The organism is Pseudomonas sp. FW305-E2 (assembly GCF_058782925.1).
Genome location: NZ_JBYSYE010000010.1, coordinates 59904 through 72311 on the forward strand (window position 1 = coordinate 59904; position 12408 = coordinate 72311).

6 protein-coding genes are annotated in these 12408 nt (G+C 61.5%); all 6 read left to right on the forward strand.

Translation table 11 applies throughout. The annotated features are described in order from the left end of the window. Window positions 1-4 precede the first annotated feature (4 nt). The 6 genes from AC3WLP_RS11340 to AC3WLP_RS11365 all read left to right on the forward strand — a co-directional run bounded on the left by AC3WLP_RS11340 (window position 5) and on the right by AC3WLP_RS11365 (window position 12378). The gene (locus AC3WLP_RS11340; protein WP_004575771.1) at window positions 5-1114 is read left to right on the forward strand and encodes a flagellar basal body P-ring protein FlgI; all 1110 of its coding nucleotides are present in this window, start codon (window positions 5-7) and stop codon (window positions 1112-1114) included. Window positions 1115-1125: 11 nt separating this feature from the next. Next, window positions 1126-2280, forward strand: a complete 1155-nt coding sequence (gene flgJ / locus AC3WLP_RS11345; protein WP_047604194.1) for a flagellar assembly peptidoglycan hydrolase FlgJ — start codon at window positions 1126-1128, stop codon at window positions 2278-2280. Between the two features lie 12 nt (window positions 2281-2292). Beyond that, a complete protein-coding gene (gene flgK, locus AC3WLP_RS11350) occupies window positions 2293-4323 on the forward strand; it encodes a flagellar hook-associated protein FlgK (protein ID WP_012051604.1) in 2031 nt (676 codons plus the stop codon). Window positions 4324-4336: 13 nt separating this feature from the next. After that, a complete protein-coding gene (locus AC3WLP_RS11355; protein WP_014755767.1) occupies window positions 4337-5902 on the forward strand; it encodes a flagellar hook-associated protein 3 in 1566 nt (521 codons plus the stop codon). Window positions 5903-6029: 127 nt separating this feature from the next. Next, on the forward strand, window positions 6030-9608 hold the full coding sequence (locus AC3WLP_RS11360; RefSeq protein WP_014755768.1) for a glycosyltransferase: 3579 nt from the start codon (window positions 6030-6032) through the stop codon (window positions 9606-9608). 52 nt (window positions 9609-9660) lie between these two features. After that, entirely contained in the window at window positions 9661-12378 is a 2718-nt protein-coding gene (locus AC3WLP_RS11365; protein ID WP_012051607.1) for a glycosyltransferase, read from the forward strand. The last annotated feature ends 30 nt before the right edge of the window (window positions 12379-12408 follow it).

Genomic DNA, 12408 nt, shown 5'->3' on the forward strand with positions numbered 1-12408 from the left:
GACCATGTTCAACGTAAGGCAGCTGATTGCCACAACCCTGCTTTTGTCCTGCGCCTTCGCTGCCCAGGCCGAGCGTCTGAAGGACATTGCCAGCATCTCTGGCGTACGTTCCAACCAGTTGATTGGTTACGGCCTGGTGGTGGGCCTCAATGGCACGGGTGACCAGACCACCCAAACGCCGTTCACCCTGCAAACCTTCAACAATATGCTGTCGCAATTCGGCATCAAGGTGCCGGCCGGTTCCGGCAACGTGCAGCTGAAGAACGTTGCCGCAGTGTCGGTGCATGCCGACCTGCCACCGTTCGCCAAGCCGGGCCAGGTGGTGGACATCACCGTGTCGTCGATCGGTAACTCGAAGAGCCTGCGCGGCGGCAGCCTGTTGATGACCCCGCTCAAGGGTATCGACGGCAATGTCTACGCCATTGCCCAAGGCAACCTGGTCGTGGGCGGCTTTGATGCCGAAGGTCGTGACGGCTCGAAGATCACTGTCAACGTGCCGTCGGCCGGTCGTATTCCGGGTGGTGCCAGTGTCGAGCGTGCGGTGCCGAGCGGCTTCAACCAGGGCAATACCCTGACCCTGAACCTCAATCGCCCCGACTTCACGACCGCCAAGCGCATCGTGGACAAGGTCAACGACCTGCTTGGCCCCGGCGTGGCCCAGGCCGTGGATGGTGGTTCGGTGCGAGTCAGTGCGCCGATGGACCCAAGCCAGCGCGTGGATTATCTGTCGATCCTCGAAAACCTCGAAATCGACCCGGGCCAGGCGGTGGCCAAGGTCATCATCAACTCGCGTACCGGCACCATCGTCATCGGCCAGAACGTCAAGGTGTCGCCGGCGGCGGTGACCCACGGCAGCCTGACCGTGACCATCACCGAAGACCCGATCGTCAGCCAGCCGGGTGCCTTCTCCAATGGCCAGACTGCCGTGGTGCCACGCTCGCGGGTCAATGCCGAGCAGGAAGCCAAGCCGATGTTCAAGTTCGGCCCAGGCACCACGCTGGATGAAATCGTCCGCGCGGTGAACCAGGTGGGCGCAGCGCCCGGCGACCTGATGGCGATCCTCGAAGCCTTGAAACAGGCCGGCGCCTTGCAGGCCGACCTGATCGTGATCTGAGGACGGCGCGGATGAACAGCAAAAGCCTGGTTTCCGGCAGTGCCGACAGCGGTGCCTACACCGATCTCAATCGCCTGAGTTCGCTCAAGCATGGCGACCGCGACAGCGATGCCAACGTACGCAAGGTAGCCCAGGAGTTCGAGTCGCTGTTCATCAGCGAAATGCTCAAGGCCTCGCGCAAGGCAAGCGACGTACTGGCCGACGACAACCCGATGAACACCGAAACGGTCAAACAGTACCGTGACATGTATGACCAGCAACTGGCTGTGAGCATGTCACGCGAAGGTGGTGGTATCGGGCTGCAGGATGTGCTGGTGCGCCAGCTGTCGAAGAACAAGGCCAGCCAGGCCAGCACCAGCCCGTTTCCACGTACCGAGGGCAACGCCCCGGCGCTGTGGGGCAACAAGGTGGCCGAGCCCGTGCATGCCACCCAGTCGACCGCCACCCGCAACGACGTCGCTGCACTCAACGCGCGTCGTCTGGCGCTGCCGAGCAAACTCACCGATCGCCTGCTGGCCGGCATTGTGCCATCGGCGGCCACCGCAAATACCGCCACTGTGCCTGCCCGTGACGGCCAGCAAGTGGCCAAGGCCTTCGCCGTGCCGGACAACGGCCTGCGCATTGTCGGCCGCGCCGTGGCCCAGCCGCCGCTGGCACCGAACAAGGCCTTTGGCGACAGCGATGAATTCGTCGCCACCATGCTGCCGATGGCCGAACAGGCGGCCAAGCGCATTGGTATCGATCCACGCTACCTGGTGGCCCAGGCTGCACTGGAAACCGGGTGGGGCAAGTCGGTCATGCGCAACACCGATGGCAGCAGCAGCCACAACCTGTTCGGCATCAAAGCCACTGGCAACTGGGACGGCGGTGAGGCGAGGGCGATTACCAGCGAGTACCGTGATGGCCAGTTCGTCAAGGAGACGGCAGCGTTCCGTTCGTACGATTCCTACCAGGACAGCTTCCACGACCTGGTGAGCCTGTTGCAGAACAATTCGCGCTATCAAGATGCGGTGAAGGCCGCCGATAAACCAGAGCAGTTCGTGCAAGAGTTGCAAAAGGCCGGGTACGCCACCGACCCGAATTACGCCAGCAAGATCTCGCAGATCGCAAGACAGATGAAGTCGTACGAGCACTACGCAATGCTCGGTACTGCAACGAAACTTTAAGGGCATGGAACCATGGCGAGTCTGATCAACATTGGTATGTCGGGGCTGGGTGCCGCGCAATCGGGGATGTACACCCTCGGTAACAACATCGCCAACGCCGATGTCGAAAGCTACTCGCGCCAGCAGAACGTGCAGAAGACCAAGGGCGGCCAGCAGGTCGGTCAGGTTTTCATCGGCAGTGGCACCACGCTGGCGGACGTGCGCCGGGTGTACAACGCGTTCATCGAGAACCAGCTGCGCACGACCACCTCGCTGAGCAGTGAGGCGTCCTCGTACCTGGATCAGATCACGCCGCTGGATACCTCGCTGTCCAGTAGCGATACCGGTATTACCGCCGCGCTGCAGAGCTTTTTCACCTCCATGCAGGATGCGGCGGCCAAGCCAACCGAAGATGCTTCGCGCCAGCTGTTGCTGACCAGCGCACAGTCTCTGGCCAAGCGTTTCAATACCTTGTCGTCGCAGTTGAATCAGCAGTTGAGCAATATCAACAGCAACATGACGGCGATTACCGACCAGGTCAACAACCTGACCAAGACCATCGCCGGGTTGAACGAGCAAATCGCCCGCGTGGGTGCTGTTTCCGGCCAGCCCAACGACTTGCTGGACCAGCGTGACGGCGCAGTGCGTGAACTGAACAAGCTGATCGGCACGGACGTGGTCGAGCGTGACGGCACCTACGATGTCTACCTCAAGAACGGTCAGGCGCTGGTGCTGGGTAATACTACCCAGACGGTGGGTGTGGAGCCTACGGCGAGCGACCCGGGCCGTTTGAGCCTGGTGCTCAACCGTGGCTCGACCAAGATGGATATCACCAGCAGCGCTACCGGAGGCGAGCTGGGTGGGTTGATCCGTTACCGCAGCGAAACCCTCGACCCTGCGCTTAACGAGCTTGGGCGTGTGGCCTTGGTGGTGGCAGACCAGATCAATAGCCAGTTGGCCCAGGGTATCGACAAGGATGGCAATTTTGGCGCCACCCTGTTCGGTGACATCAACAGCGCCAAGGCCATGAGCGAGCGTAGCGTCGCCAAACTGGGCAACAGCATCGGCTCCGGTAACCTGGATGTCAGCATCAAGGACACCGGTAAACTGACCACCAGCGACTACCAGGTGACTTTCACCAGCGCGACCGGCTACAGCGTGCGCAAGTTGCCGGAAGGCACCGAAATGGGCAGTTATGACCTCAATGACACGCCACCGCCGGTCATCGATGGCTTTACCCTGTCGCTCAATGGCGGCGGTTTGAGTGCTGGCGACAGCTTCAAGATCACCCCCACTCGCAACGCGGCCGCCAATATCGAGACGGTCCTCACCGACCCCAAGCGCCTGGCGCTGGCGTCACCACTGACGGCCACCAATGGTGCCGGCAACAAGGGCACCGGGGTGATCACCCAGCCGACCCTGACCTCGCAACTGGATATCTACGACGCCACGCAGCGTTCGCAGCTGCAGTCAGGCCTGAAAAACTCCACCCCGGTCAAGCTGGTGTTCGGTGACGAAACCACTTCGCCCCAGGCTTACAAACTGTACGACGCCAAGGGTACGGAAATAGGCAGCGGCACCATCGTGCCGGGCCAGGCGAACAAGCTGCAGCTGTCGGTGCCGATGGTCGATGGCAGCGGCAATGCGACCGGTAGCAGCTTTACCTTCGAAATGAGCGTTTCCGGCGCGCCGCAGAACGGCGACAGCTACACCGTAGCGCTGACGGGGGCAGGCTCGGCCGATAACCGCAATGCCCAGTCGGTGATCGACCTTCAGACTAAATCCACGGTTGAAGTGGGGGCCAACGGCAAGGGCATCAGCTTTACCGATGCCTATGCCAAGCTGGTTTCAAACGTTGGCGGCAAGGCTGGCCAGGCGGAAATGGACAGTGATGCCACCAATGCGCTGCACAGTTCTGCGCTGGATAGCCGCAACAGCCTTTCCGGCGTGTCGGTCGATGAAGAGGTCGGCAACCTGGTCAAGTTCCAGCAGTACTACACCGCGTCGTCGCAGATTATCAAGGCGGCACAAGAAACCTTCACCACCTTGATCAATGCTCTTTAAGGAGGCGTAGACCATGCGCATTTCCACTTCGCAGTTCTACAACAGCAACAGCGCCAACTACCAGCGCAGCTTCTCCAACCTCGACAAGACTCGGCAAGAGGCTTCTGACGGCATTCGGGTGCGTCGGGGGGCTGACGACCCGGTAGGTGCGGCACGTCTGCTGCAACTCCAGCAGCAACAGAACATGCTCGACCAGTACACCCGCAACGTTACCAATGTGCGCAACGCCCTGGGCACCGCAGAAAGCACGCTGAATGCGATTGGCACCATCCTGCAGCGCGTCAATGAGCTGGCCATCAGTTCGGGCAACGCCGGTTTCACCGATGCAGACCGCAAGGCCAATGCGACCGAGCTGGCGTCGCTGGAGGATCAGCTGTTCTCGTTGATGAACAGCAAGGATGAAAGCGGTGCGTACCTGTTCTCGGGGTCCAAAGGTGATACACCGCCTTATGTGCGAAACGCTGATGGTACTTATACCTATCAGGGCGACCAGGGCAAACTGAACCTGCAAGTCGGTGACATGCTTACCCTGGCAGCTAACGAGACAGGCTACGATGCCTTCGAGCAAGCGCTCAATACTAGCCGTAGCGAAACCAGCCTGGTGTCGCCGGCCACCGACGATGGCCGGGTCAATTTGTCCAATGGCCAGGTGAGCGGTAGCGCGACGTATAACGACCGCTTCCGCAGCGGCGAGCCGTACACCATCGAGTTCACCAGCAGCACGCAGTTCAAGATCACCGATGCCGAAGGCAAGGACGTGACGCTGGAAGCCAGCCAGGGGGGCACCTTCGACCCCAATGGCAAGAACACTACGATCAATTTCCGAGGTGTTGACCTGCGCCTGGACATCACCCTCCAGGAGGGCGATGCAGCCGACCCTGATGCGGCCATTGCCGGTCATGTCTTTAGCCTGAGCTCGAAGGCAGATGAAATCAGCGGCACCCGTAGTGCAGGCAACAGCTCGTCGGCCCAAGTGACGGGCGCGACCATCACCGATGCGCAAAAGTACAAGTCCGCATTCCCTGAGGGTGCTGTACTGAAGTTCACCAGCGCTACCGAGTTCGAGCTTTACGCCTCCCCCGTGAGCGCCGACAGCAAACCGATTTCCAAGGGCACGCTCAGTGGCAACACGGCGACCGCCATGGGGGTCGAGTTCACGCTTTCGGACACGCCGAGCGCGGGCGACAGCTTTGGCATCAAGGTCGACACGCATCAAACTCAGAACGTCCTCGATACCATCAGCCAGTTGCGTGCGGCACTGGCCACCCCGGTCGATAACGACCCTGCGGCCAGGCAGAGTTTCCTGGCATCGCTGGACTCGGCGATTGGCAACATCGCCAGCGCCACCAACCAGGTCAGTTCCTCAATATCGTCGATTGGCGGCCGTGGCCAGGCGATCGATGTACAGGTGGAAACCAATGAGGCACTGAGTGGCGAAAACGCCAAGACCCAGAGCTCGATTCGTGAGAGCGATCCGGCCGAGGTGATGATTCGTCTTCAGATGCAGTCCAACATGTTGCAGGCCTCGTTGCAGGCGTATGCCAAGATTGCCGGTCTCTCGCTGGTCAATTACATCTGATGTTCGCGGGCATTTGCCCGTCATGACGCAAGGACAGGCCGGCCAGGGCTGATAACGACCGGCCGGTTCGCCCTTCTGAACGCCTGCTTGTTCCCAAGCGCACCGCCCCTCCATCAAGGTCGTCATCGTGTCAGAGCAGCCACTCGTCAGCATCGCCATTCCTGCCTTCAATGCCGATTTCTTTCAAGCGACCTTGGTCAGTGCGCTTGGCCAAGACTACCCCAACCTGGAAGTCGTCATTTGCGATGACAGTGCTGGTGTGGAAATCGAGGCTATCTGCCAGGCGCTCGGCAAGGGTACGGCGGTGCCCGTGCGCTATACCCGCAACCCGGTTCGGTTGGGTTTTGCACGTAACCTGCAAGCATGCCTGGAGCAGGCCAACGGGGCGTTGGTGAAGTTTCTGTGTGATGACGACCTGTTGCTCGACAGTTGCATCAGCCGGCAAGCACAAGTGCTGACGCAGTGGCCCCAGCTCAGCATGGTGATCGGGCAGCGCCTGCTCTGGTCTGCTGATGACATCCTCCTGCCTTCCCGTGCGCTCAACAGCGTGATTGCGCCGCAAAGTGCCGTGCTTGTGGGTACGGACTTGCTGGCCAGCATCGCCGAGAATGTCCCGAATCTGTTCGGCGGTATCAGCCATGTGCTGTTCCGTCGGGCCCAGGTGCTGGAGTACCTGCCGCAACTGGTCCAGGGTGGCCAGGGGTTCGCCGCACGACTGGACCTGGCCTTGTATGCATGTCTGTTGCGCCGCGGGCATCTGGCGAGCCTGGAGCGCATACTGAGTGTGGAGCGCATCCACCCAGGCCGGCTCAGTCATCACTCCAGCATGACCGAGGCCTACAGGCATGAAACCGAATGGCTGCAGCAGATGCTGGCGGCGCGCACCGGCGAGTCGGCGCCGGCCAATGGCTGGGTCCGTTACCTGCCGCTGGAGGCTTACGACCCTGAGGCCGACCAGGCCTGGGAGGAGTTGGACATCCGCCGCTTCCATGCCGGCCAGGTCGCCAATTTCTCGCAGCAGGTAGGCACTCACGCACTCAGCTTCACCGAGCTCTATGCCGAATGGCTGGCCTGCCGCAACCTGTCTGACGGGCAGTTGCGGTTGCTGCCAAAGCGGATCGAACAGTGGCCAGCACAGCCCGGCATCGTTCCGATCGTAACCTGTCGCGAGGGCGATGAAAGCGCACTGCGTGCCACCCTGGACTGCCTGGCTGCACAATCCTATGCCGCCAGCCAGGTGTTGGTGCTGGTGCCTGATTGCTTCGACAGGGTTGACGCGCCAGGCGTGCACTACCTGGCCTTGAGCGGTAGTGGGTACGCTCAACTCAACCAGTGGCTGGCAGATACGCGCGTAGCCGACTGGGTGCTGCTGTTGCGTGCCGGTGATCGCCTACGGCCGCATGCGCTGGTCGTCATGGCCGAGCGTATGGCGCTGCGCGCCGAGAGCATGTGCCTGTACACTGATGAAGATACCTTTGGAGCCCTGGCACCCGGCAACCCGATTTTCAAGCCGGACTTCAACCTCGATTTGATGCGCAGCGTGCCCTACGTGGGCCGTACCCTGGCATTCAAGCGTACGGCGCTGCTGGCACTGGAAGGGTTCGACACCCAGTTCGAGAGCCTGGCGCCACAGGACCTGCTATGGCGAATGGTCGAGGCTCATGGCTTGCACGTGGTAGAGCATGTCGCGCAGATGCTGGTGCAGTGCCAGTGGGGGTACACAGACTGGATGGGCGAGCCGGCAGGGCAGGCTGAGGCGGCGCGCGTGGTCGAGGCGCACTTGCGTCGCATAGGCGTCGACGCTTTGGTTGAGGGGGCTGCCGGCAGCTTGGTTACGCGTGTGACCTATCGGCATGAGCAGCAGGCTAGTGTTTCGATCCTGATCCCCGCAGGGGCCAACCTGAATGCGCTCAGGCGTTGCGTCGAGTCGCTGTTCCAGTACACCGAATACAGCCAGTTCGAAGTGCTGGTCATCGCCAATGGCGACGAGCCGCAGGCTGTCACCGAGTGGTTGGCGGCGATGCGTGGCCTGGGCAGTGACCAGTTGCGCGTCATCGATGTTCAGGCGCAGGGCAGGGCGGCGATCCTCAATCAGGCCAGTCAGCATGCTCATGGAGCTTACTTACTGTTGCTCGCACCGGAGTGTGCGCTGTTTGAACCGCGCTGGCTCACTACCTTGATGAGTCAGGCGCAGCGTCCCGAGGTCGGCCTGGTGGGGCCGGCGCTATGCGGCAGCAACGGCGAGCTGGTTTCTTCCGGCCTGGTGCTCGGTCTTGGCGGCGGTACAGCAGGTAGCCCATTCTCGGGCAGCTTCCTGACAGCCGAGGGTTACATGGGGCGCCAGCAGTTGGTACAGAACTGGAGCGCACTAAGCCTGGATTGCCTGCTCATTCGCCGGACACTGTTCGAGGAGCTTGAGGGGCTGGACACCTCGGCCTTCCAGGTCGCGTTGTTTGACGTTGACCTCTGCCTGCGTGCGCGTGAAAAAGGCTTCCTGTCGGTGGGGACACCCTTTGCTCGCGTCATGAGGCTAGCGGGTGCTGCTGCTGTCGGGCTGGCTGACGAGCTTGCCAGAGCCGACCGGGACGTTGCTTACGACCGTTGGCTGAGCCGCATTGCCCGGGACCCGGCCTACAACGACAACCTGAGCCTCAAGTTCGCCAACTTCAACCTCGAACCAGGCCTGCGCAGTGGCTGGGACCCCTTCATTGCCCGTGCCATGCCGTCAGTGCTGGCGTTGCCGATCAATACAACGGCAGTAGGGCATTACCGGGTAATTCAGCCATTCACCGAACTTGAGCGGGCGGGCTGGATTCAGGGGCGGGTCAACCATGTCTCACCAGGCATTATCGAGCTTGAGCGTGAAAAACCCGATGTGATGATCCTGCAATGTCGTTACATGCCGGGCAACATCAGGGAAATGGCGCAGTTCAAACGCTTTTCGCATGCGCGGATGATCTACGAGCTGGACGACTACATCATCGATCCGCCGAAAAAGAACGACCATGCCCGCAACCTGCCCAGCAATCTTGCGGAGTTGGTGGCCCAAGGCATCGGGCAGTGTGATCGCTTGGTGTGTTCGACCGAGCCGCTGGCTGATGCGTTATCCAGCATGCATCAGGACATACGCGTAGTGCCCAACATGTTGTCCGCCGCGCTGTGGGCTGGCCTTTCCAGTCAGCGTCAGACCAGTATCCGGCCGCGAGTCGGATGGGCGGGTGGCACTAGCCATCGTGGTGACCTGGAGCTGTTGCAAGAGGTAGTGAAGGCGCTTGCCAACGAGGTTGACTGGATCTTCTTCGGCATGTGTCCGGACCCCTTGCGCCCCTATGTGAAGGAGTTTCACAAGGCGGTTCAATTGGCGGACTACCCGCGTAAGCTCGCCAGCCTCAACCTCGACCTGGCGTTGGCACCGTTGGAGCAGAACCTGTTCAACGACTGCAAGAGCAACCTGCGCTTGCTGGAGTACGGTGCGTGTGGTTTCCCGGTGATCTGCAGCGACACCAAGGCCTACGCCGGCTACCTGCCATGTACCCGGGTCAAGGACAACACCACCGAGCAATGGCTGGACGCGATTCGCATGCACCTGGCTGACCCGCAGGCCAGTTACCGTCAGGGTGATGCGCTGCGCGAGGAAGTGCTGCGTGACTACATGCTGATGCCGCACCATTTGCAGCATTGGGCCAACGCCTGGTTGGCAGACTGAACGTTGGCGTGGGGTGATGCCCGCGCCTGATTGACAATTGGACAGGTGCAATATGATCGATACCGCAATCGGCTCGCGCAATGATGTGACCGTTGTTTTGCTGGGCGAGGATCAGGCGCACAGCCGCGTCCGCGCGCAGCACTACTACCAGCAGGCTCAGGTGCCCTGTGTGGCGTTTGACTTGCCGCCTGGGTCGAGTTCGGCTGGGTTCGTTCAGGCCCTCGCGGAATGTCTGGCGGGGCTCGCCACGGCTTATGTGGTGCTGGCGCTGGATACCGACTTCGTGCTGGCCTCGTCTCTGGACAATGCAGCGGCGTGTCTGCACGCGCAACCTGGGGTGGTGGCTGCGCAAGGCCAGTTGTTGGGCTACAGGCCTGCGAGTGGCAAGGTCGAGTACTACCGGGTAGGTTCGGCATTTGCACCTGCCCTTGCCGAAACCGCTACAGCCAGGCTTTTGCAGTACGCCCAGTCTGGGCAGCAAGCCTGGCGTGCGGTCATGCGTGTGTCGACTTTGCAAGCCGTGTTGATGGCTTTGCCAGACAGCCTGGATGCGCCTGCCGTGCGTGTGGCGATGTCCCTTGCAGTGTTGGCTCAAGGGCCGGTTGCACACCTGGCCCAGACCGATGTGGTGAGTGAGCATGAGCCCGCCGGCTACAGTCCGGTAGAGCGTGAAGAGCGCCTGACTCAGCTGGTACGCGGCCTACGCCAGTGGGACGCTGAGCTGTATCGGCTATGTGGTGACGAACAAGGCTTCACGGCCCTCAACCGGTTTGTGCGCAGCACCTACGATCTGAGTGCGGCGTCGTTGATCTTCACGTCCAGCTGGCGCAGTGTTATCGATGACCCTGAGCGGTTGTTCGAGCCACATCAGGACGTACAGCTGCCCTATTACAATGGCGCCCTGTTTGCACGGTTGACCGAGCTTGAGTTTCTCTGCCACGCATGGCCGACCAGCCCGCAGCAGCAACGTGCGCTGGAAGGGATCTGGGTGCAGCAGCGTGACTTGCTGCAAGCGCACCCCAACGATACTGCTGAAAGCCTGAGCCACCGCTATTGGCAGGCCTTGGCGTTGAGCCTGTTCAACCGCGAGGTCTGCCATCTGCTGTTGTCCACGCTGGACAGGGCAGAGGAAGCTGCGCATGTTCGTGAGCTGACGGATTGGCTGGCACGCCTCGAACAGGTCCCGGGTATCCATGAGCAATGCCGTTTGCAAGGTACTCCGTCGGGTCAGGTGATCGATGCCATCGCTGCCGCTACACCGGATGAGGCGGGGCGCCAGCGCGTGCTCCGGTACCTGGCAAAGCACCCGGCCGAGCAGATCGCCTTCGTGGTTCTCGATCTTGAAAACGACGATCAAGCGCTTCAGGCTACGTTCGACAGCCTGCTTGCCAGCGGCATACGCAATTTCAAGCTGCTAGTGCTCAAGGCTGGCAAGCCACCGGCCATCACCACGCCGCGCGACACGCTGCATTTCATTCAGGTCAGTGACAGCAATTGGGTGAATCACCTGAATCAGGCGGTACGACAGTTGCCGAGTGCCTGGCTGATGCTGCTGAGTGCTGGTGATGTGCTGCTTACCGGAGGTCTGTTGCGCCTGTCGGTGGAGCTTGTCGACGCCCCGGCCTGCCATGCCATCGCCGCCAATGAAGTCCAGCGTGACAGTCAAGGGCGTTTGCACAGCGTCGAGCGCCCAGGTGCGGACCTCGATCTGCTGCGCAGTCAGCCTGGGTTGATGTCTCGGCATTGGCTGGTACGTCGCCAGGCGGTACTGGACCTGGGTGGGTACAGTGAAACCTGCCGCGAGGCGCTGGAGCTCGACCTGCTGTTGCGACTGGTAGAGGCCCAGGGCTTGAGCAGCCTGGCGCACATGGCCGACTATCTGGTAATCGGTGAGCAGGGCGGTAGTGCACTGGATGAGGAAGCTGCCAAGGTGGTTGGTCGGCATCTGACGCAATTGGGTTATCGCGCGCAGGTGAAGATACAGGCAAATGAAGGGTTGTCTATCGACTACCGCCATTCGTCCACGCCGTTGGTAAGCGTGCTCGTCGCGAGTGAAGGCGATGCCTCGCAGCTGCAGGCTTGCCTGCGGAGCGTGCTGCAGCGTACCCGTTACCCACGCTATGAAGTGCTGGTGGTGTGTGCCGAGCACGAGGTTGCGGCGCTGCAGCCGTTCGCCGGCAAGGTGCATGTTCTGGTCGGTCAGCCGGGCGGGTCGCGCAGCCAATGGCTGAACCTGGCGGCGAGCCAGGCACGAGGGGCTTATCTGGTCCTGGTGTCTGAGCGCAGTCAGGTCATTACCCCTGCCTGGATCGAGGCGCTGCTCAATGAGGCTCAGCGCCCGGAAGTGGGTGTGGTCGGTGCTTGCCTCGAGGGGGGCGATACTGCGCTTCTGCATGCAGGTTATGCCTTGCTGCAGGGGCCGCAGGTGGCTTCGCCCTGGCAGGGCATGAAGCCGCTAGCGAGTGCTGAAGCCCGGTGGCCATTGGCAGTGCGCGGTTGTCAGGCGGTCAGTGCCGACTGCCTGATGGTGAGCAAGGAGGTGTTCGAGCATTGCGCGGGTTTGCAGGTTGCCCAAGGTGCCGATATCGACTTGTGCCGGGCCGTTGTCGAGGCCGGGCAACTGGTGGTCTGGACGCCGCAAGCCAGGCTGCTGCTCAGCGCCCTGCCTGAAGCGGATCGTGCGTTGGCGCAGGCGCTGTTCGATCGCTGGCCCTCGGCCTTCAGCGAGCAGGCTGCGTCGTCCTTAGGCTGGCTGGAACAGGTCGAATAGGTCGAGGCGGATTATTGACAGGGCTGCAAG